Consider the following 20,647-nt stretch of genomic DNA (forward strand, 5'->3'; position numbering starts at 1 on the left):
TGGTGCCCGTCGTGACGACCGCCCGTCGGGGTTCCGTCGTGACGACCGTGACGACCGTCCGCGTCGTGACGACCGTCCCTCCGGTGGCGGCTTCGGCCGTGACGACCGCGGCGGCGACCGCGGTGGCTTCCGCCGTGACGACCGCCCCTCCGGCGGTGGCTTCCGTCGCGACGACCGTCCGTCCGGCGGTGGTGGTTTCCGTCGCGATGACCGCCCGTCCGGCGGTTACGACCGTGGCGCCCGCGATGACCGTGGCGGCCGTGACGACCGAGGTGGCTTCCGTGGCGGTGACCGCCCGTCCGGTGGCGGCTTCCGCCGTGACGACCGCCCGTCCGGTGGCGGCTTCGGCCGTGACGACCGCGGCGGCGACCGCGGTGGCTTCCGTCGTGACGACCGTCCCTCCGGTGGCGGCTTCCGTCGCGATGACCGTCCGTCCGGCGGTTACGACCGTGGTGGCCGTGACGACCGCGGTGGCTTCCGTCGCGATGACCGTCCGTCCGGTGGTGGTGGTTTCCGTCGTGACGACCGCCCGTCGGGGTTCCGTCGTGACGACCGTGATGACCGTCCGCGTCGTGACGACCGCCCGTCCGGTGGCGGCTTCGGCCGTGATGACCGTGGTGGCGACCGCGGTGGCTTCCGCCGTGACGACCGCCCCTCCGGTGGCGGCTTCCGTCGCGATGACCGCCCGTCCGGCGGTTACGACCGTGGCGCCCGTGACGACCGCGGCGGCTTCCGCCGCGACGACCGTGGCGGTCGTGACGACCGGGGTGGTTACCGCGGCGGTCGCGACGAGCGCGGTGGCCGGGACCACGACGACCGCCGTGGCAACTACGAGCCGGTCAAGCGTCTGCCGATCCCGGAGGACGTCACCGGCTACGAGATCGACGCGGACGTCCGCCAGGAGCTCAAGAGCCTGCCCAAGACGCTCGCCGACGACGTCGCCCGCAACCTGGTGATGGTCGCCCGCCTGCTCGACAGCGAGCCGGAGGAGGCCTACCAGTACTCGCGCGTCGCGCTGCGGCTGGCCTCCCGCGTCGCCGCCGTCCGTGAGGCGGCCGGCTTCGCCTCGTACATGACCCAGCGCTACTCCGAGGCGCTGACCGAGTTCCGCGCCGCCCGCCGGATGACCGGCCGGGCGGACCTGTGGCCCGTGATGGCCGACTGCGAGCGCGGTCTGGGCCGCCCGGAGCGGGCGCTGGCGATGGCCGGCGAGCCCGAGGTCAAGCAGCTGGACAAGGCCGGTCAGGTCGAGATGCGCTTGGTCGCGGCCGGTGCGCGAAGCGACATGGAGCAGTTCGACGCGGCCGTCGTGACGCTGCAGAGCCCCGAGCTGGCCTCGCCCGCCGTGCACCCGTGGACCGCGCGCCTGCGGTACGCGTACGCCGACGCGCTGATCGCCGCCGGCCGCGGTGACGAGGCCCGTGACTGGTTCGCCAAGGCCGCCGAGGCCGACGGTGACGGCACGACCAACGCCGCCGAGCGGCTGGCCGAGATCGACGGTGTGGAGTTCGTCGACGCCCTCGACCCCGAGCTCGCCGAGGAGGAGGCCGAGCAGGCCGCCACCGAGCCGGCCAAGCGCAAGGGCGGCGAGACCTCGGACGAGCAGGTGATCTTCGAGGACGACGAGGACGTCGAGGAGTACTACGACGAGGACGACCTCGAAATCGACGAGGACTTCGACGGTGTGGTGCCCGAGCGTGCCGCCGACGCCAAGGCCGCCGACCGCAAGGCCGATGCCGGAGAGTGACCGCCGGGCCGCGTGAGCGGACGAGTGAGGCCCTGCCGCACCCCGGGATCTCCCGGAGTGCGGCAGGGCCTCACTGCGTACCGGACGGCGGCCGGACCGCGGGAAGGGCCGGACAGGGCCGGTCCGGACCGGGCGTCAGCCCAGTTCGAGGTTGCGCAGCACCAGCCCGGTCGCCGGCTTCGGGCCGAACGAGGTGGACTTGCGCGGCATGGTGACGCCCTGCTCGGCCAGCCGGCGGACGACGCTCTCCCGCACCGGGTGCAGCAGGACGGCCGTTCCGCCGCTGCGGGCGGCCTCGCGTTCGGCGGCGGCCGCGGTGTGCAGGTAGCCGATGTCGTCGGGCCCGTCGGGCACCCGCCAGGTGTGGTCGAGCAGCGCGGCGTGCAGCACGGTGGCGTCCAGGTGGCGCCACTCCTCGGGCTTGTCCTGCGGCACGGTGGCGTCCAGCAGGGACTCGTCGGGGTCGCCGACGAGCCGGTAGACGCCGTCCCCGCCGGTGAGCAGGAAGCCGCTGCCGCCGTTCCGCTTCTGCTCGGCCAGGGCCTGCAGCGCGGCGTCCAGCGGTCCGGGGACCTCCTTGACCTGCCACTGGTCGCCGAGCCGCCGCAGGGCCTCGGCGATCGGCAGCCGGTACAGCACGCGGTGGATGGCGCGGACCCGCAGCGGGTAGCGGGCGGTGTCGACCAGCAGGACCAGGCCGCGGTCCCAGGGGCTGCGGGGGAGGTGCCGGTGCTCGCGCTGGAGCCGCAGGTACATCTCCCAGCGGTGGTGACCGTCGGCGATGAGGGCCCGGCAGGTGGCCAGGTCACGGCCGATCTCGGCGATCTCGGCGGGGTCGGTGACCGCCCAGAGGCGGTGGTGGGTGCCGTCCGAGGTGGTGGTGGTGAGCAGGGGTTCGCGGCGGACGGCGCGTTCCACCACGTCGGACGCCCCGCCGCCGCCGCGGTAGGTGAGCAGCAGCGGTTCGAGGTTGGCCCGGGTGGTGCGCATCAGGCCGACCCGGTCGGCGACCGGCCGGGGCATGACGTCCTCGTGGGGGAGGACCACGCCGGCCTCGCTGCCGCTGACGGCGAGGGCGCCGATGAGTCCGCGCTGCAGCATCTCGGGGGTGCCGGCACCGCCGGGCACCCGCTGCTCGTAGACGTAGAGGGCCGGCTCGGGGTCGGCGGCGAGGACGCCCTCGTGCTGCCATTCGCGCAGCAGGCGCGCGGCGTGCCGGTAGCGGGTGTCGCGGTCGGGGCGGTCGCCGGTGTCCGAGGGTTCGGGGCGCGGCAGGATGAGCCGGACCACGTTGTGCGGGTCGGCGGTCTCCAGGTCGAGCCGGCGGCCGGGGTCGACGACGTCGTACGGGGGTGAGGTGACGGCGGCGAGGGCACCGACCCGGTCGGGGACGTACCTCAGGCCGCGGAAGGGGGACAGGGACAGACCTGCGGTGGCGACGTGCCCGGGATCGCCGGGGCCGCCCTGCGGAGACTCCACTCCGCTTTCTGCACTGGGTGTGCTCATTCTGGGCATCGTAACCGGGTACGCGTTGTTCAGAGATCGGAACACCCGTGCCGGTCCGGTGGGCGGGTGTCGTGACCGAGGGCGAGGTACCGGGTGGACGAGCGCGAGCAGCGGGTGGACGACGGTGCAGGTGGGGGCGTCGGCGGCGGTTCCGGCGCGGGCGGCGGCGGGGGCGTGCCGGAGCAGCAGCGGCGGTCCGGCGATCCGGCGGGGGACGTCTACGAGTGGTTCCGCCGGGGGGTGAAACTGCTCACGCAGGGCAACCCGGCGGCCGCGGAGCAGCTGCTGGCCCGGGCGGCCGAGGCGGAGCCGGGCTCGCGCAGCATCCGGGAGGCGCTGGCTCGGGCGCAGTTCGACGCGGGTTCGTACGCGGCGGCGCTGGAGAACTTCCGGACGGTGGCGCTGGCCGATCCGTCGGACGACTACGCTCAGTTCGGGTGGGGCGTGGCGGCGGCCCGGCTGGGCGACTTCGAGACCTCCGCCGAGCACCTGGCGCTGGCCGTGGCGATGCGGCCGGAGACCGACCACTACCGGGCCGCGCTGCGGCAGACCCGGGCGACGCTGGCGGCCCGCGCGGGTGCGTTCGGCCCGCTGCTGCCGGGGGCGCCGGGGTACCTGGAGCCGCCGGCCGGGGCGGGGGAGCCGCCGGAGCGGGGGGACCGGTCCGGAGAGCCGGGAACCACCGGGGGTTCCGATCCGACGGGTGACCGGGACCGGCGGGACGGCTGATCCCGCGACCGCCCGGCCGCGTGCCGGGGCGCACCGGGACGTTCCTGGGCGTACCGGGACGCACGCACGAGCACGACTGACGCGATGAGTGAGGTAGAGCAGGCATGACCGAGACGGCCACCACCGTGCGACGGACCGCCCCGGGCGGCAGCGAGCTGCCGCTGACCGAGGCGTACGACACGGCACTGCTGGACCTCGACGGCGTGGTGTACGCGGGACCGAACGCGATCGAGCACGCCGTGGACGCGCTCGCCACGGCCCGGACGGCCGGGATGCGGCTGGCGTACGTGACCAACAACGCCTCCCGGCCGCCCCGGGTGGTGGCCGCGCACCTGACCGAGCTGGGGGTGCCGGCCGAGCCGGCGGACGTGATCAACTCCGCGCAGGCGGCGGCCCGGGTGCTCGCCGAGAAGCTGCCGGCCGGGGCGAAGGTGCTGGTGGTCGGCGGGCCGGGGCTGGAGGAGGCGCTCGCCGAGCGCGGTCTGGTCGCCGTCCGGACGCTGGCCGAGGAGCCGCTGGCGGTGGTCCAGGGCTTCGACGCCTCGGTGGGCTGGACGGAGCTGGCGGAGGCCTCGTACGCGGTGCAGTCCGGGCTGCCGTGGGTGGCGTCCAACACCGATGTGACGGTGCCGACCGCGCGCGGGATCGCGCCGGGCAACGGGATGCTGGTGGCGGCCGTCCGGGCGGCCACCGGGGTGGAGCCGGAGGTGGCGGGCAAGCCGCTGCCGCCGATGCACCGGGAGACGGTGCTGCGGACGGGTGCGAAGCGGCCGCTGGTGGTCGGGGACCGGCTGGACACCGACATCGAGGGCGCGTTCAACGGTGGTGTGGACAGCCTGCTGGTCTTCACCGGGGTGACGACGCCGGGGCAGCTGCTGGCGGCCCCGGCCGAGCACCGGCCGACCTACCTGGCGGAGGACCTGCGGGGGCTGCTGACCGCGCACGCGCCGGTCGCGGCGCAGGACGGCGGCGGGTTCGGCTGCGGCGGGTTCGTCGCGGTCGCCCGGGACGGCGTGCTGCGGCTGGAGGGTGTCGGGGCGGACCGCTGGGACGGGCTGCGGGCGCTGTGCGCGGCGGCCTGGACGGCGCTGGACGCGGACGGCGAGCCGGTGGACGGGCGGAAGGCGCTGGCCGAGCTGGGTTTCTGAGCGGTCCGGCGGGGCTCCCGTGCGGGGGAGCGGTGACCGGCCGGGGCCGGGTCAGAGCAGGGTGCGCAGCCGCAGCAGGTCGCGGAAGCCCGCCTCCAGCCTGACCCGGCCGCCAGCCCAGGCGGACGCGAAGTTGAGCCGGCCGCCGACGAGGTCGACCAGGTCGTCGCTGCTCATGGTGAGGCGGATGTCGGCCTTGGCGGCGGGAGCGCCGGGGGCCTCCCGGAGGTCCTCGATGCTGCCGCCGCGCAGGCGTCCGGTGAAGGTCAGGTCGAGGTCGGTGATCCGGCAGCTCAGCGAGCGGTCCAGCCCGGCGGCCTTGCGGACGTCGCCGTCGGCCTTGGCGAGGTTGCGGCTGAGCTGTTCGAGCGCCTTCCGGCACTGCTCGGCGTCGGCCATGACGGCGGGTTCCCTCCCTGGTGGGCCGCCGCGGCCCCGGGCGCACGGCCCGGCCCGGCGGCGGGCGACTGCCGGGCCACGGTACCGCAGGGCGTAATAGGCGGTAGCGTCGTCCGTGGGATGCCCGGATTCGTCCGGGCGTCGGGACGACGGAACGAGGCCCGCAGGCGATTGGGAGGCATCCGGATGCTGCCGAAGACGGTGCGAGGAGCGGTGACGGTCGCGGCCGTGCTGGCGGAGGAGGTCGGCAAGCGGGTCGTCGGGACGGCGGCCGGTCTGCTGGAGAAGGGCGGGGTCGACGTCGCCGGGGTGGAGCGCCGGTTGGGCGGGCAGTTCCCGCCCTCGGCGCAGACGCTGCAGACGCTGGCCGAGGAGGCGGTGACGGCCGGGCGGGCCGGGGTGGACCTGGCGGTCGGGGTGGCGCGCGGCGAGGTCGAGAAGGTCTTCGAGCGGGTCGGCGACCAGGTGACCAAGGTGGGCGTGGTGCTGGCCTACCTGGAGAGCAAGCTGCGCGAGGTCGAGGAGGAGGACGCGGCGGACCGGGAGGCCTCCGGGCCGGCCGCGCCGGCGCCCCGGGCCGGCGGGCTGTTCGGGGAGGGCTGGGAGCGGGAGACGCCGGTCACCGCGGAGGCCGAGCGGATAGCGGTGGACGAGCCGGTGGAGGTCGACCCGCCGGTGCCGCCGGGCGGGGCTCCCTCGGCGGCACCGGCACCGGCGGTGGCGGAGGCTGCCGCCCCGGCCGCTGCTGCGGCAGCCGGGGCCGCGGCCGGGGCGGGGAAGCCCGCGGTGAAGAAGCCCGCGGTGAAGAAGGCCGCGCCCGCCGCGGGGAGGACCGCCCCGGGGGAGAGGGCCGCTCCGGCCGAGAAGCCCGCCGCGCCGAGGAAGACCACCACCGCGAAGAAGACGGCGGTGAAGAAGACGGCCGCCCGGGGGAGCGCGACCGCGAAGAAGGCGGACGGTACCGGGCAGGAGCAGCCCGCCAAGCGGACCGCCACCAGGAAGACCACCGTCCGCCGGACCACCAGCGCGAAGAAGCCCGATGCCTGAACCGCAGGCCCCTCCCGGGCCCGTCGCCGTCCCGCTGCCCGTCGCCGTCCCGCCGCACGTCGCCGCCGAGCCGTCGCCGCTCGGCGTCGGCCTGACCCCCACCGGGCATCCGGCCGTGGACGCCGGCCTGGCCCGGTTGGAGGCGCTGGACGGGGTGCCGACCGACGCGCACGTCGCGGTGTACGAAGATGTCCATCAGCGGCTGGCCGACACGCTGGCCGCGCTCGACCGGGACTGACCGGCCGGGCGGGAACCATCCGTAGGAGCTGAAACACCAGTGGCAGTGGCACGACGCCGACTCGACGCGGAGCTGGTCCGCCGCAAGCTGGCCCGGTCGCGGGAGCACGCCTCCGAGCTGATCGCGGCCGGCCGGGTGACCGTCGGCGGCACCACCGCGACCAAGCCGGCCACCCAGGTGGAGACGGCGGCGGCGGTCGTGGTGGCGAAGGACGAGAACGACCCCGACTACGTCTCGCGCGGCGGCCACAAGCTCGCCGGGGCGTTCGCCGCGTTCGTCCCGCAGGGCCTGGTGGTCGAGGGCCGGCGGGCGCTGGACGCGGGCGCGTCCACCGGTGGCTTCACCGACGTGCTGCTGCGCGCCGGGGCCGCGCACGTGCTGGCGGTGGACGTCGGCTACGGCCAGCTGGCCTGGTCGCTGCAGAGCGACGAGCGGGTCACCGTGATGGACCGCACCAACGTCCGCGAGCTGACCCGGGACATGATCGGCGGGACCCCGGTCGACCTGGTGGTCGGCGACCTCTCGTTCATCTCGCTGGGCCTGGTGCTGCCCGCGCTGTCCGGCTGCGCCGCCGAGGACGCGGACCTGGTGCTGATGGTCAAGCCGCAGTTCGAGATCGGCAGGGAGCGGCTGGGCGGCGGCGGGGTGGTGCGCAGCCCGCAGCTGCGCGCCGAGATGGTGCGTCAGGTGGCCGGGCAGGCGTGGGAGCTCGGGCTGGGCGTGCGGGCGGTCACCGCGAGCCCTCTGCCCGGGCCGTCCGGAAATGTCGAGTACTTCCTGTGGATGCGCCGGGACGCGCCGCCGCTGGACCCCGCGGAGGCGGACCGGGCCGTCGCCGAGGGCCCCCGATAGGGTGCTCTGCGGACGTCCGGTCCGTCATGCTGGGTGGCGCGGCCGTACCGGGTCGACAAGGACCCGGCCGGCATAGGGAGAGGGCAGCGGGCATGAGTGATGAACGTACGGTCTTCCTGATCGCGCACACGGGCCGGGAAGCGGCGCTGCGCAGTGTCGAGGGACTGGTGCACGGCCTGCTGAAGGCGGGGATCCGGATCAGACTGCTGGCGGCCGAGGCGGTGGACCTGGACCTGCCGGACGGCGTGGAGAGGGTCGCCGGGGGGCCGGGCGCCGCGGACGGCTGCGAGCTGATCCTGGTCGCCGGCGGGGACGGGACGCTGCTGCGGGGGGCCGAGCTGGCCCGTGAGCACGGTCTGCCGATGCTCGGCATCAACCTGGGCCGGGTGGGTTTCCTGGCCGAGGCCGAGCGGGACGACCTGGCGGTGGTGGTCGAGCGGGTGGTCGACGCCGACTACGAGGTCGAGGAGCGGATGACCCTCGACGTGATCGTCCGCACCAACGGCGACGTGGTGCACCACGACTGGGCGCTGAACGAGGCCTCGATCGAGAAGGCGTCGCGGGAGCGGATGCTGGAGGTGGTGACCGAGGTGGACGGCCGTCCGGTCTCCAACTTCGGCTGCGACGGGGTGGTCTGCGCGACGCCGACCGGTTCGACGGCGTACGCGTTCTCCGGCGGCGGGCCGGTGGTCTGGCCCGAGGTGGAGGCGCTGCTGATGGTGCCGATCAGCGCGCACGCGCTGTTCGCCCGCCCGCTGGTGACCTCGCCGGACTCGGTGCTGGCGGTGGAGGTGCAGCCGAAGACCCCGCACGGGGTGCTGTGGTGCGACGGCCGGCGCTCGGTGGAACTGCCCGCCGGGGCGCGGGTGGAGGTCCGCCGGGGGCAGACGCCGGTGCGTCTGGCCCGGCTGCACCGGGCGCCGTTCACCGACCGGCTGGTGGCGAAGTTCGCGCTGCCGGTGACCGGGTGGCGGGGCCGGGCCGAGAGCCACTGAGCCCTGCGTCCGCCGGCGCGGACCCGCCCGGTGCGGGTCCGCGCGGTGCGCTTCGACGCCCCGGGCGGGGCGTCAGACCGCCAGCGGCTGGGTGTCGTCGGCGTTCTGCCAGCGTCCGTCGTCGTCGGCGCGGGCGGCGACCTCGGCCAGCCGGGCGACCGCCTCCGGCACGGCCGGGGCGGGCACCGTGAGCGGGATCCGGATGTGGTGCTCGAAGGCGCCGTCGGAGCCGAACCGGTTGCCGGCGGCGAGCCGGACCCCGGCGCGTTCCCCGGCCCGGGCCAGTGCGGCGCCGGACACCGAGCCGGTGGCGACCCAGAACGACAGGCCGCCGGGCGGCACGGTGAACCGCCAGTGCGGCAGCTGCGCGCGCAGCGCGGGGGCCAGCGCCCCGGCGGTGTCCCGCAGCCGGGCCAGCTGGTGGGCGCGGACGGCGGGCAGGTCGCCGGTGAGCAGCTCGGCGGCGATCAGCTGGTCCAGGACGGGCGCGCCGACGTCGCTGTAGACCCGGGTGGTGGCCAGCCGACGGACGAGGGCGGGTGCGGCGCGTACCCAGCCGATCCGCAGACCGCCCCAGAGCAGCTTGCCGGCCGAGCCGACCGTGACGACCTGGGCCGCGCGGTCCAGCGCGGCCGTCGGGCGGGGCGGCGGGGTGCCGTCGGGCAGGCCCCAGCCGAGTTCGGCGGTGGTCTCGTCGACCAGGACCACCGTGCCGGCCGAGCGGGCGGCGGCGAGCAGCTCGCGCCGCTGCTCCTCGTCGATGAGCGTGCCGGTCGGGTTGTGGAAGTCGGGGATGACGTAGGCGGCCCTCGGCGCGGCCCCGCTGAGCACCCGCCGCCACTCGCCGAGGTCCCAGCGGGGCTGCGCCGGTGACTCGCCGGCGTGCCGCCAGGTGTCCGGGCCGGAGGTCAGCGGGACGGGGACCAGGCGGGTCTCGCTGAGCCGCAGGGCCTGGAGGGTGTGGGCGTAGCTGGGGGCCTCGACGGCGACCCGGTCGCCGCGGCCGAGCAGGGCCTGGCGGACCAGGTGCAGGGCGCCCATCGCGCCGATGGTGATCAGGATCTGGTCCGGGGTGGTGGGCAGTCCGCGCTCGGTGAAGCGGCGGGCGACCGCCTCGCGCAGGACCGGGACGCCGGTCGGGTAGTGGCCGTGCCCGGCGGCGTAGGCGGGCAGCTGCTCCACGGCGCGGGCGGCGGCCCGGGAGAGGAAGGGCTGCGGGGCGGGCAGGGCGGCGACGCCGAGGTCCAGGATGCGGCCCTGCTCGTCCGGCGGCACCGGGTGCAGGGCGTCGCTGGGCGGGGCCGAGCCCTCGGGCAGTGCGGTCCAGCTGCCGGAGCCGCGCCGGCTGCGCAGGTAGCCGTCGGCCCGCAGGGCCTCGTAGGCGGTGGCGACGGTGGTGCGGCTGAGGCGCAGGGCGAGGGCGAGCTCGCGTTCGGCGGGCAGCCGGGCGCCGACCGGCAGCCGGCCCTCGGAGACCAGCAGCCGGACCTGGGCGGCGAGCGCGCGGTACGCGGGGCGCCGGGCGGCGCCGGGAGGTTCGGGCAGCCGGGCTCCGGCGAGCAGCCGGGCGAGCGCCGGGGACGTCACGGTGGTCTGCCAGTCGGCCATGCTCATCAGTCCACTTGCTCGTGATTGGCCCTGTCGGGAGTCCTATTGGCCTGGCCATCATGACAGGGCGGCCGTAGCGTCCGCCACCGTCGCGGCCGCGTGTCGCGACGGTTCGGCACCACCTGTCCGGAGAATCCATGGCCACTCCCACGAGCACCCGCCCGTCCTCCTCGCCCTCCTCCTCCCTTTCCGCCACCGATGCCGCCACCGATGCCGCCGCGCGGCCGGGCCTCGCCGTCCGGGTCCTGGGCGACACCCACGCGCTCGGCCGCCGGCTGCCGCAGCTGTTCGTCGGGCTCGCCCTCTACGGGGCCAGCATGGGCCTGATGCTCCGCTCCGGCCTGGGACTCGACCCCTGGGACGTCTTCCACCAGGGCCTGCAGGGCACCTTCGGCCTCTCGGTGGGCGCCTGGGTGACCGTCTGCGGCGCCTTGGTGCTGCTGCTGTGGATACCGCTGCGCCAGCTGCCCGGCGTCGGCACGGTCGCCAACGTGCTGGTGATCGGTGCCGCGATGGACCTCACCCTGCGCCTCGCCGGCGCCCCCGGGGCACTGCCGGCCCGGATCGCGCTGATGGTGGGCGCGATCGTGCTCAACGGCCTGGCCACCGGCCTCTACATCGGAGCCCGGCTCGGCCCCGGGCCGCGCGACGGGCTGATGACCGGCCTGCACCGGCGGACCGGCCGCTCGCTGCGGCTGATCCGCACCGGCATCGAGCTGACCGTGCTGGCCGCGGGATTCCTGCTCGGCGGCACCGTCGGGGTGGGCACGGTCGCGTACGCGCTGGCGATCGGCCCGCTCGCGCAGTTCTTCCTGCCCTGGTGCACCGTCGCGACCGCCGGGCAGGCCGGGAAGCGGGCCGGGAGGCGCAGCGCGGAACGGGCCGGGGAGCGGGGCGCGGACACCCGGCGGGGCGGGGCGGGGAACTCCCGGAACGGATGAACTTCGGGGCGCGGAGTTGCCGCGCGTCGTTGCCGCTCGTCGCGCGCCGGGGGCGGAACCTCGTAAGGTCGTCTCCGTGTTGGACGAGATGCGGATACGGGATCTTGGGGTCATCGACGACGCGGTCGTCGAGCTCGCCCCCGGCTTCACCGCCGTGACCGGTGAGACCGGCGCCGGCAAGACCATGGTGGTGACCAGCCTCGGCCTGCTGCTCGGCGGACGCGCCGATCCGGGCCTGGTGCGCAACGGCAGCGCCCGCGCGGTCGTCGAGGGGCGCCTGGAGCTGCCCGCCGGCTCCCCGGCGGCCGCCCGGGCCGCCGAGGCCGGCGCCGAGCTCGACGACGGCGCACTGCTGATCAGCCGGACCGTCTCCGCCGAGGGGCGCTCCCGCGCCCACGTCGGCGGCCGGTCCGTGCCGGTCGGGCTGCTCGCCGAACTCGGCGAGGACCTCATCGCGGTGCACGGCCAGACCGACCAGCAGCGGCTGCTGCGCCCGGCCCGCCAGCGCGGTGCGCTGGACCGGTACGCGGGCGGGTCCGTCGCCGAGCCGCTGGCCCGCTACCGCGAGGCCTACCGGACGCTGCGCGAGGTCTCCGCGACCCTGGAGGAGCTGACCACCCGGGCCCGCGAACGGGCCCAGGAGGCCGACCTGCTGCGGTTCGGCCTCGACGAGGTCGCCGCCGCCGAGCCGGTGGCCGGCGAGGACGAGGAGCTGTCCGCGGAGGCCGAGCGGCTCGGCCACGCCGACGCGCTCTCCTCCGCCGCGACCCTCGCGCACGCCGCGCTGGCCGGTGACCCCGCCGACCCGGAGGCCCTGGACGCGGGCACCCTGCTCGCCCAGGCCCGCCGCGCGGTGGACGCCGTCCGCCACCACGACGAGCGGCTGGCCGGCCTCGCCGACCGCCTCAACGAGGTGGGCTACCTGCTCGCCGACGTGGCCGGCGACCTGGCCGGCTACGCCGACGACCTGGACGCCGACCCGGTGCGCCTGGCCGCCGTCGAGGACCGCCGGGCCGTGCTGGCCCAGCTGCTGCGCAAGTACGGCGGCCCGGAGAACACGCTGGCCGAGGTGATCGCCTGGGCCGAGACCGGCTCCGCGCGGCTCGCCGAACTCGACGGCGACGACGACCGGATCGACGAGCTCGGCGCCCGGGAGACCGAGCTGCGGGCCGGGCTGGCCGACCTCGCGGCGGAGGTGTCGGCCGCCCGGCAGGCCGCCGCCGGACGCTTCGCCGAGGCCGTCTCCGCCGAGCTCGCCGAGCTGGCCATGCCGCACGCCCGGGTGACCTTCGCGATCAGCCGGGTCGACGACCTGTCCGGGATCGAGATCGAGGGCCGCACCGTCGCCTACGGTCCGCACGGCGTGGACGAGGTGGAGGTGCTGCTCGCCCCGCACCCGGGCGCCCAGCCCCGGCCGATCGCCAAGGGCGCCTCGGGCGGCGAGCTGTCCCGGGTGATGCTCGCCGTCGAGGTGGTCTTCGCCGGCGCCGACCCCGTCCCCACCTACCTGTTCGACGAGGTGGACGCGGGTGTCGGCGGCAAGGCGGCGGTCGAGATCGGCCGCCGGCTCGCCAAGCTGGCGGAGAGCGCCCAGGTCGTCGTGGTCACCCACCTCCCGCAGGTCGCGGCCTTCGCGGACCGCCACCTGGTGGTCGAGAAGACCAACGACGGCACCGTGACCCGCAGCGGCGTCAAGGTGCTGAGCGACGAGGAGCGGGTGCGCGAGCTCTCCCGGATGCTGGCCGGCCTGGAGGACTCCGAACTCGGCCGGGCGCACGCCGAGGAGCTCCTCGCCGCGGCCCGCGCCCCCCGCCGGCCCTAGGCTCGCGCAGGCGGCCCCCGCGGACCGGCCACGACGCGCCCCACCGGGGGCGCCGACTGTCCAAGAGGGCCGCCGACCTGGCATGGTGGCGGCTGGACACCGGCCTTCCTGTCCCGAGCGCCGCCGGCGGGCAACCCCCGCCCGGGGCGCGCGTAGCTGATCGAATCGGATGCGAGACGACGTGGACCATTCCGCCGCCCGGGCCGCCGCGGCCACCCCCGAACCGGGGCAGCTGCACGTGGTGCTCGTCCTCGCCGCCAGTAGCGGCGGGATCGGTGCCCACGTGCGCTCCCTGGCCCAGGGCCTGGTCGCACACGGAGTGACCGTCACGGTGTGCGCCCCCGCCGCCGCCGACGCGCTGTTCGGCTTCTCCCGCACCGGGGCCCGGTTCCACCTGGTGGACATCACCCCGACCGCGGGCGCCCGCAGCGACGCCACCGCCATCGGCGAGCTGCGCCGTGCCTTCACCGGCGCCGACGTGGTGCACGCCCACGGCCTGCGCGCGGCGCTGCTGTCCGACCTCGCGCTGCGCACCGCCGGCCGCTTCCCGGGCCTGCGCCCGGAGACGCCGCTGGTGGTCACCTCGCACCACGCGCTGCTCGCGACGGGCATGGAGCGCCGGCTCCAGCGGCTGATGGAGCGCCGGGTGGCGCGCGCCGCCGACCTCGTGCTGGGGGCCTCCTCGGACCTGGTCGCCCGGGCCCGGGAGCTCGGCGCCACCGACGCCAGGCTCGGCCCGGTCGCCGCCCCGCCGATGCCCGAGGGCCGGCTGACGCGGGCGCAGGCCCGCACCGCGGCCCTCGGCGGGGGAGCGGAGCGACCCGTGGTCCTGGCGGTCGGCCGGCTCGTCCCGCAGAAGGCGTTCGGGCTGCTGCTGGACGCGACCCGCGAGCTGTCCGCGCTGGACCCGGAGCCGCTGCTGCTGCTCGCCGGGGACGGCCCGGACGCCGCCGGGCTGCGCGAGCGGGTGGCCGCGGAGAGGCTGCCGGTGCGGCTGCTCGGCTACCGCACCGACGTGGCGGACCTGCTGGCCGCCGCCGACGTGCTGGTGCTGTCCAGTCGCTGGGAGGCCCGTTCGCTGGTGGTCCAGGAGGCGATGCGGGCCGGTGTGCCGGTGGTCGCCACGGCCGTCGGCGGCATCCCCGAACTGGTCGGGGACGCCGCCGTACTGGTGCCGCCCGGTGACGCCGCGGCGCTCGGCCGGGCGGTCCGCGGGCTGCTGGCCGACCCGGAGCGCCGGGAGCGGCTGGCGACGGCCGGCCGGCAGCAGGCGGAGACCTGGCCGGACGAGGCCGCCACCGTCGCCCAGGTGCTCAGCACCTACGACGAGCTGGTGCAGCGCACGTCCTAGCCGCGCGGGTCGGGCGGCGGAGCGTCGGGAACACGCCACGTCGGCCTCCTGCGGAAGATCGCTTCCTGGTGGCACGATGCCCTCCGGCGGAACGGGTGTTCCGCATGGGACAGCAGTCCCTGTGTCCACTTTTCGGGGGGAAAGCGGTATGTGGTTCTCTTTGCTGCCTGAAGCCGTGCGGGCGAGCGAGCGGTTCGACTGGTTCAACGACACGGTTTCCCAGGCGGTGATGCCGACGGTGATGAGCGTGGAGCCGTTCACCGAGTTCCGGGCCGAGGCCGCGATGCTGGACCTGGGGGCGCCCCGGGTGGCCCGGTTCGCCTTCTCGCCGCTGCGGTCGCGGCGGACGCCGGCCCTGATCCGGCGCGGCGACCCGGAGCAGTACCAGCTGGCCCTGATCCGCGGGGGCGCCGCGGTGCTGTCCCAGGAGGGCAACGAGAGCCGGATCGGGGCCGGTGAGTTCGTCTTCTGGGACACCTCGCGCCCGTCCGACACCCGGATCCTGCCCGGCCCCGGCCCGGTCCGGCTGACGATGCTGCAGTTCCCGCGCGCCGCGCTTTCCCTGCCCGGCCGTCGCCTGGAACGGCTGCTGGCCGCGCGGCTCCCCGGCGGGCGCGGGGTCGCGGCCGTGCTGGCGAGCTTCCTCGACGGCCTGGAGGCGCACGGCGACACCTGCGGGGCGGCTGAGCTGAGCCGGCTGGGGACGGTCGCGGTGGAACTCGCCGGAGCCCTGCTCGCCCAGCAGGCCGACGGGGTGGGGCGGCTCCCCGCCGAGATCCGCGCCCGGGTGCTGCTCGACCGCGTCCGGGCCTTCATCGAGGACAACCTCGGCGATCCGCAGCTGACCCCCGGCGTCGTCGCGGCCCGGCACAACATCTCGCTGCGCACCCTCCACCAGCTGTTCCGCACCCAGGAGGTGCAGACGGACACCGTCCACGCCTGGATCCGCCGGCGCCGGCTGGAGCGCTGTCGCGAGGACCTCGCGAGCACCCGGCTCCACACGTACCCGGTGCAGGTGATAGCCGACCGCTGGGGGTTCAGCAGCGCGACCGTCTTCAGCCGGACCTTCCGCCGGGCGTACGGGGTCACCCCCACCGAGTACCGGGGGATGAGCCTCGTCGGGACCCTCGCGCCGAAGGTCGAGGATCCCCGCACGGACGGTACATCCGCCTGGGTGCCGGCTTCCTAGTCTCGTGGTCGTGTCCGGACGGCGCGGACCGACGGACCCGACAGGACAACGAGCGAACGGAGTCGGAAACATGCTGAAGAAGAGGATCGTCCAGGTGGTCGCGGCCACCGCCGCGGTGGCCGCGTTCGGACTGTTCAACGCCTCCTCGGCCAGTGCGGCCACCGAGGTCTGCGAGAGCTGGGGCGGTACGTGCACCTCCGGCTCGGTCGCCGCCAACGGCAACCACGAGGTCTGTTTCTCGGGCACCCACAAGGCGCTGTCGTACTGGGGCCGTGCCGAGCTGTGGGACGCCGACACGGGCGTGATGGTCGGCTCCTTCGCCTCGAACCCGACCGAGACGAAGACCCGCTGCGTCGGCGGCCTCTACGGCAACCACTACTACGAGCGCGGCACCGGCGGCTACTTCTACGGCAAGGTCTGGAACTGACCCGCGGCACCGCCGGTCCCCGTGCCGGACTCCGGGACGCCACCGTGAGGTGAGCCGACCGGAGCCGTGGGGGAGCACCGACGGGGTGACGGCCCGTACCGGAAGGTACGGGCCGTCACCGTTTTCGCGTCCCGGTCAGACGGCCGCCTGCTCGCCGACCCGGTCGGTGACGGGGCCGTCCGGCTGGGCCGAGAGGTAGGCCCCGCCGCAGGCGGTGAGCCGCAGCGCGGTGTCGATCAGCGGGACGTGGCTGAAGGCCTGCGGGAAGTTGCCGACCTGGCGCTTGAGCCGCGGGTCCCACTCCTCGGCGAGCAGCCCGAGGTCGTTGCGCAGCGACAGCAACCGGTCGAACAGCTCGCGCGCCTCCTGCACCCGGCCGATCATGGCGAGGTCGTCGGCCAGCCAGAACGAGCAGGCCAGGAAGGCGCCCTCGTGGCCGGAGAGGCCGTCGACGTTGTTGCCGCTCTCGTCGTGGGTCGGGTAGCGCAGCACGAAGCCGTCCTCGGTGGACAGCTCGCGCTGGATCGCCTCGATGGTGCCGATGACGCGCTTGTCGTCCGGCGGCAGGAAGCCGACCTGGGGGATCAGCAGCAGCGAGGCGTCCAGTTCCTTGCCGCCGTAGTACTGGGTGAAGGTGTTGCGGCCGGGGTCGTAGCCCTTGTCGCAGACGTCCCGGTGGATGGTGTCGCGCAGTTCGCGCCAGCGCTCCAGGTGGCCGCCGGCCGGGGCGTCCTCGGGGGTCTGCTCCAGCAGCTTGATGGTGCGGTCGACCGCCACCCAGGCCATCACCTTGGAGTGGACGAAGTGCCGGCGCGGCCCGCGGACCTCCCAGATGCCCTCGTCCGGCTCCTGCCAGTGCTCCTCCAGGTACTCGATGAGCCGCAGCTGGAGGTGGTGGGCGTGGTCGTTGCGGACCAGGCCGGTCATGTGGGCCAGGTGCAGCGCCTCGACGACCTCGCCGTAGACGTCCAGCTGGAGCTGGCCGGCCGCGCCGTTGCCGACCCGGACCGGCTGGGAGCCCTCGTAGCCGGGCAGCCAGTCCAGCGAGGACTCGGTGAGCTCGCGCTCCCCGGCGATGCCGTACATGATCTGCAGGTTCTCGGGGTCGCCGGCCACCGCGCGCAGCAGCCACTCGCGCCAGGCCCGGGCCTCGTCGCGGTAGCCGGTGCGCAGCAGCGAGGAGAGCGTGATCGCGGCGTCGCGCAGCCAGGTGTAGCGGTAGTCCCAGTTCCGTTCCCCGCCGATGTCCTCGGGCAGCGAGGTGGTGGGGGCCGCGACGATGCCGCCGGTGGGGGCGTAGGTGAGGCCCTTGAGGGTGATCAGCGAGCGGACCACGGCCTCCCGGTAGGGGCCCTGGTAGGTGCACTGGGCGACCCAGTCGTGCCAGAAGTCGGCGGTCGCGTCGAGCAGCACCTCGGCGTCCGGGGCCTTCGGCGGCTCCAGGTGGGAGGCCTGCCAGGTGAGGGCGAAGGCGATCCGCTCGCCGGCCGAGACGGTGAAGTCGGCGTAGGTGGTGAGGTCGCGGCCGTAGGTCTCGGCCTCGCCGTCCAGCCAGACCGAGTCCGGTCCGGCCACGGCGACGGTCCGGTGGCCGCCGTCGGGCTGCTCGACCCGGTGCACCCAGGGCACGACCCGGCCGTAGCTGAACCGCATCCGCAGCGCGGAGCGCATCCGCACGGTCCCGGCCACGCCCTCGACGATCCGGATCACCTGAGGGACGGCGTCCTTGCCGGCGAGCGGGCGGGGCGGCATGAAGTCGATCACCCGGACGGTGCCGCCCTGGGCGTCCCACTCCTGCTCCAGGATCAGCGAGTCGCCCCGGTAGCGGCGCCGGTCGGCCGGCACGGCGGGGGCGGCGGCGGTCGGCGGGGGAATCCGCAGGCCGCCGGTCTCGGTGAGCCGGATCCGCTCGGCGGCCGGGTCCGCCGGGGCCTGCGGGTCGGCGGGGACGGACGCGGGGGCGGGCAGGTCGACGGCCACCGCCTCGGCGGGACCGATTCGCCAGAAGCCGTGTTCATCGGTGCCTAGCAGGCCGGCGAAGACCGCCGGTGAGTCGAATCGGGGCAGGCAGAGCCAGTCCACCGCGCCGTCCCTGCTGACCAGGGCAGCGGTCTGCATGTCCCCGATGAGTGCGTAGTCCTCGATACGGCCGGCCACGTGATCTCCAGTTCGCAATGTGGTCACGACGCATCGGCGATCCGAGGGGGAGCCAGCGGGACAGCGGGACCGGGTGCCACCCCGGGACGTCCGGGCCTCCGCGGGGTGGTGGCGGGCCTTGCCGGAGTGTCCGCGACGGCTCGGTCGAGCCTCTGGGTGGGGATGAGCGGGAATTACGGGGAGGTCCGGTCGCGCATCGGGGACCGAGAGGTTCCTGACCCTCCCACGCCCTCCGCGTGCTCGTGTTGTCGGCGATGCGTCCGAGCAGCTTACGACGGACGAAAGGGGCGAAGCACGCGGGCGCAGCGCGGTGTGGCGCCGCATTTCGGCGGAAATACCGCGCATCGCGGTGCCGGCCGTCAGGATGGCTCGGAAGGATCAGCTCCGGATGGCACGAAACGGGGATCCGTGATGGCCCGGCCGAGCTGGTCCGGACCATTGCCGGGTGGCCCGCTCGGGCCGGTGGTGCGACTGGTGTGACGTCTGCGCCGGGTGGTGCGCCGATGGCGCGCCCGGCGTGCGCCCCAGGAGCGCACCGGCGGGTTCCCGACCGGGAACCGGCCCCTCCGGCGCCGCGCGGGGGCGGGCCGGAACGCGTCCGGGCCGGGTCACTGATACCCTGGTATCCCGTGGACCGGTGGGATCAAACGCCCCGGACCGGCCGAACCGACGACTCCCAGGGTGCCGTGCCCCGCACCACCCGCCCCCCGTCGCAACGGCGAGCCGCGAGCCTCCCACCACGTCACCTTCGACTCGCGACCCACGGGAGCCCCCTCTTGGCACAGCCCCATTCCGGCAAGGCATCGAACGGCCGCGCCGTGACGACCAAGCACCTCTTCGTCACCGGGGGTGTCGCCTCGTCGCTCGGCAAGGGCCTCACCGCCTCCAGCCTCGGCGCCCTGCTCAAGGCCCGCGGCCTGCGCGTGACGATGCAGAAGCTCGACCCGTACCTCAACGTGGACCCGGGCACCATGAACCCGTTCCAGCACGGTGAGGTCTTCGTCACCGACGACGGCGCCGAGACCGACCTCGACATCGGCCACTACGAGCGGTTCCTCGACACCAACCTGCACGGCTCGGCCAACGTCACCACCGGCCAGGTGTACTCGACCGTCATCGCCAAGGAGCGCCGCGGCGAGTACCTGGGCGACACCGTCCAGGTGATCCCGCACATCACCAACGAGATCAAGTCCCGGATCCGCCGGATGGCGACCGAGGACGTCGACGTGGTGATCACCGAGGTCGGCGGCACCGTCGGCGACATCGAGTCGCTGCCGTTCCTGGAGGCCGTCCGCCAGGTCCGCCACGAGGTCGGCCGGGACAACGTCTTCTTCGTGCACGTCTCCCTGCTCCCCTACATCGGCCCCTCGGGCGAGCTGAAGACCAAGCCGACCCAGCACTCCGTCGCCGCGCTGCGCAACATCGGCATCCAGCCCGACGCCGTCGTGCTGCGCGCCGACCGCGAGGTCCCGCAGGCCATCAAGCGCAAGATCTCGTTGATGTGCGACGTCGACGAGGAGGCCGTGGTCGCCGCGATCGACGCCAAGTCGATCTACGACATCCCCAAGGTGCTGCACGGCGAGGGCCTGGACGCGTACGTCGTGCGCCGTCTCGACCTGCCGTTCCGCGACGTGGACTGGACCACCTGGGACGATCTGCTGCGCCGGGTGCACGAGCCGCAGCACATCGTGAAGGTCGCGCTGGTCGGCAAGTACATCGACCTGCCGGACGCCTACCTGTCGGTGACCGAGGCGCTGCGCGCCGGCGGTTTCGCCAACAACGCCCGGGTCGAGATCAAGTGGGTCACCTCCGACGACTGCGAGACCCCCGAGGGTGCGCGCGAGCAGCTCGGTGACGTGGACGCGATCTGCATCCCCGGCGGCTTCGGCGACCGCGGCGTCAACGGCAAGGTGGGCGCGATCACCTACGCCCGCGAGAACCGGATCCCGCTGCTCGGCCTCTGCCTGGGCCTGCAGTGCGTCGTCATCGAGGCGGCCCGCAACCTGGCCGGCCTGCCGGAGGCCAACTCCACCGAGTTCGACGCCGCCGCCAAGCACCCGGTCATCTCCACCATGGCCGAGCAGCTGGCCATCGTCGACGGCAAGGGCGACCTGGGCGGCACCATGCGTCTGGGCCTCTACCCGGCGAAGCTCGCCGAGGGCTCGATCGTCCGCGAGGTCTACGGCGGCGAGCAGTACGTCGACGAGCGCCACCGCCACCGCTACGAGGTCAACAACGCCTACCGGGCCGACCTGGAGAAGACCGGTCTGGTCTTCTCGGGCCTCTCCCCGAAGGGCGACCTGGTCGAGTACGTCGAGTACCCGCGCGAGGTGCACCCCTACCTGGTGGCCACCCAGGCCCACCCGGAGCTGAAGTCCCGGCCGACCCGCCCGCACCCGCTCTTCGCGGGTCTGGTCAAGGCCGCGATCGAGATCAAGACGGCCGCGGCCGGCGCCGAGTAGGCACGCCCGTTCTCCCGGACGGCGGCCCC

General features: G+C 75.0%; 17 protein-coding genes and 2 pseudogenes. 13 read left to right on the forward strand and 6 right to left on the reverse strand.

Going from position 1 to position 20,647, the window contains the following annotated elements; genetic code table 11:
* The coding region (locus ACFCX4_RS13390) for a hypothetical protein (protein ID WP_376141642.1) at nucleotides 1–811 on the reverse strand (811 nt) is incomplete at its 3' end.
* 36 nt (nucleotides 812–847) lie between these two features.
* Between ACFCX4_RS13390 and ACFCX4_RS13395 the strand changes: the two genes are divergently transcribed.
* Nucleotides 848–1,747, forward strand: a complete 900-nt coding sequence (locus ACFCX4_RS13395; protein ID WP_376141624.1) for a hypothetical protein — start codon at nucleotides 848–850, stop codon at nucleotides 1,745–1,747.
* Nucleotides 1,748–1,882: 135 nt separating this feature from the next.
* Here ACFCX4_RS13395 and ACFCX4_RS13400 read toward each other — a convergent pair whose 3' ends face one another.
* Entirely contained in the window at nucleotides 1,883–3,253 is a 1,371-nt protein-coding gene (locus ACFCX4_RS13400) for a DUF1015 family protein (RefSeq protein ID WP_376141570.1), read from the reverse strand.
* 93 nt (nucleotides 3,254–3,346) lie between these two features.
* Between ACFCX4_RS13400 and ACFCX4_RS13405 the strand changes: the two genes are divergently transcribed.
* Nucleotides 3,347–3,982, forward strand: a complete 636-nt coding sequence (locus tag ACFCX4_RS13405; protein WP_376141573.1) for a tetratricopeptide repeat protein — start codon at nucleotides 3,347–3,349, stop codon at nucleotides 3,980–3,982.
* 104 nt (nucleotides 3,983–4,086) lie between these two features.
* A complete protein-coding gene (locus ACFCX4_RS13410) occupies nucleotides 4,087–5,130 on the forward strand; it encodes an HAD-IIA family hydrolase (RefSeq protein ID WP_376141576.1) in 1,044 nt (347 codons plus the stop codon).
* A gap of 51 nt (nucleotides 5,131–5,181) precedes the next feature.
* On the opposite strand, the gene ACFCX4_RS13415 is transcribed toward ACFCX4_RS13410, so the two are convergent.
* Complete coding sequence (locus tag ACFCX4_RS13415; protein ID WP_376141579.1) at nucleotides 5,182–5,529, reverse strand: SCP2 sterol-binding domain-containing protein; 348 nt, start codon at nucleotides 5,527–5,529, stop codon at nucleotides 5,182–5,184.
* A gap of 186 nt (nucleotides 5,530–5,715) precedes the next feature.
* Here ACFCX4_RS13415 and ACFCX4_RS13420 point away from each other — a divergent pair, with 186 nt between their 5' ends.
* From ACFCX4_RS13420 to ACFCX4_RS13435, 4 genes are all read left to right on the forward strand, one after another.
* Nucleotides 5,716–6,576: a hypothetical protein gene (locus ACFCX4_RS13420; protein ID WP_376141582.1), complete on the forward strand. Its 861-nt coding sequence runs from the start codon at nucleotides 5,716–5,718 to the stop codon at nucleotides 6,574–6,576.
* Complete coding sequence (locus ACFCX4_RS13425) at nucleotides 6,569–6,814, forward strand: hypothetical protein (RefSeq protein ID WP_376141585.1); 246 nt, start codon at nucleotides 6,569–6,571, stop codon at nucleotides 6,812–6,814. Before ACFCX4_RS13420 ends, ACFCX4_RS13425 begins: the two co-directional genes overlap by 8 nt.
* A gap of 45 nt (nucleotides 6,815–6,859) precedes the next feature.
* Nucleotides 6,860–7,666, forward strand: a complete 807-nt coding sequence (locus tag ACFCX4_RS13430; protein WP_376141627.1) for a TlyA family RNA methyltransferase — start codon at nucleotides 6,860–6,862, stop codon at nucleotides 7,664–7,666.
* A gap of 92 nt (nucleotides 7,667–7,758) precedes the next feature.
* Entirely contained in the window at nucleotides 7,759–8,661 is a 903-nt protein-coding gene (locus ACFCX4_RS13435) for an NAD kinase (protein ID WP_376141588.1), read from the forward strand.
* Between the two features lie 72 nt (nucleotides 8,662–8,733).
* Here the strand turns inward: ACFCX4_RS13435 and ACFCX4_RS13440 are convergent, their stop codons facing one another.
* Nucleotides 8,734–10,269 (reverse strand): PLP-dependent aminotransferase family protein, encoded by a 1,536-nt coding sequence (locus tag ACFCX4_RS13440; RefSeq protein ID WP_376141591.1) that lies wholly within the window; start codon nucleotides 10,267–10,269, stop codon nucleotides 8,734–8,736.
* A 317-nt stretch (nucleotides 10,270–10,586) separates the two neighbouring features.
* Between ACFCX4_RS13440 and ACFCX4_RS13445 the strand changes: the two genes are divergently transcribed.
* The 5 genes from ACFCX4_RS13445 (at nucleotide 10,587) to ACFCX4_RS13465 (ending at nucleotide 15,999) form a co-directional block, all read left to right on the forward strand.
* A complete protein-coding gene (locus ACFCX4_RS13445) occupies nucleotides 10,587–11,210 on the forward strand; it encodes a YitT family protein (RefSeq protein WP_376141630.1) in 624 nt (207 codons plus the stop codon).
* A gap of 88 nt (nucleotides 11,211–11,298) precedes the next feature.
* Nucleotides 11,299–13,032 (forward strand): DNA repair protein RecN, encoded by a 1,734-nt coding sequence (gene recN / locus ACFCX4_RS13450; RefSeq protein WP_376141633.1) that lies wholly within the window; start codon nucleotides 11,299–11,301, stop codon nucleotides 13,030–13,032.
* 169 nt (nucleotides 13,033–13,201) lie between these two features.
* Nucleotides 13,202–14,383 carry a glycosyltransferase family 4 protein gene (locus ACFCX4_RS13455; protein WP_376141594.1) on the forward strand — a complete coding sequence of 394 codons (1,182 nt, stop codon included), beginning with the start codon at nucleotides 13,202–13,204 and terminating at the stop codon, nucleotides 14,381–14,383.
* A 148-nt stretch (nucleotides 14,384–14,531) separates the two neighbouring features.
* A complete protein-coding gene (locus ACFCX4_RS13460) occupies nucleotides 14,532–15,572 on the forward strand; it encodes a helix-turn-helix domain-containing protein (protein WP_376141597.1) in 1,041 nt (346 codons plus the stop codon).
* A gap of 70 nt (nucleotides 15,573–15,642) precedes the next feature.
* The gene (locus tag ACFCX4_RS13465) at nucleotides 15,643–15,999 is read left to right on the forward strand and encodes a hypothetical protein (RefSeq protein ID WP_376141600.1); all 357 of its coding nucleotides are present in this window, start codon (nucleotides 15,643–15,645) and stop codon (nucleotides 15,997–15,999) included.
* A gap of 135 nt (nucleotides 16,000–16,134) precedes the next feature.
* On the opposite strand, the pseudogene ACFCX4_RS13470 reads toward ACFCX4_RS13465, so the two are convergent.
* Both ACFCX4_RS13470 and ACFCX4_RS13475 read right to left on the reverse strand, forming a co-directional pair.
* Nucleotides 16,135–17,838, reverse strand: a pseudogene (locus ACFCX4_RS13470) (glycoside hydrolase family 15 protein); the annotation flags it as partial.
* A 120-nt stretch (nucleotides 17,839–17,958) separates the two neighbouring features.
* Nucleotides 17,959–18,156, reverse strand: a pseudogene (locus ACFCX4_RS13475) (trehalase-like domain-containing protein); the annotation flags it as partial.
* Nucleotides 18,157–18,932: 776 nt separating this feature from the next.
* Between ACFCX4_RS13475 and ACFCX4_RS13480 the strand changes: the two are divergent.
* Nucleotides 18,933–20,618, forward strand: a complete 1,686-nt coding sequence (locus ACFCX4_RS13480) for a CTP synthase (RefSeq protein WP_376141603.1) — start codon at nucleotides 18,933–18,935, stop codon at nucleotides 20,616–20,618.
* Nucleotides 20,619–20,647 lie beyond the last annotated feature (29 nt).

Origin of the sequence: Kitasatospora sp. NPDC056327 (assembly GCF_042261735.1) — a bacterium.
Lineage (GTDB): Bacteria > Actinomycetota > Actinomycetes > Streptomycetales > Streptomycetaceae > Kitasatospora.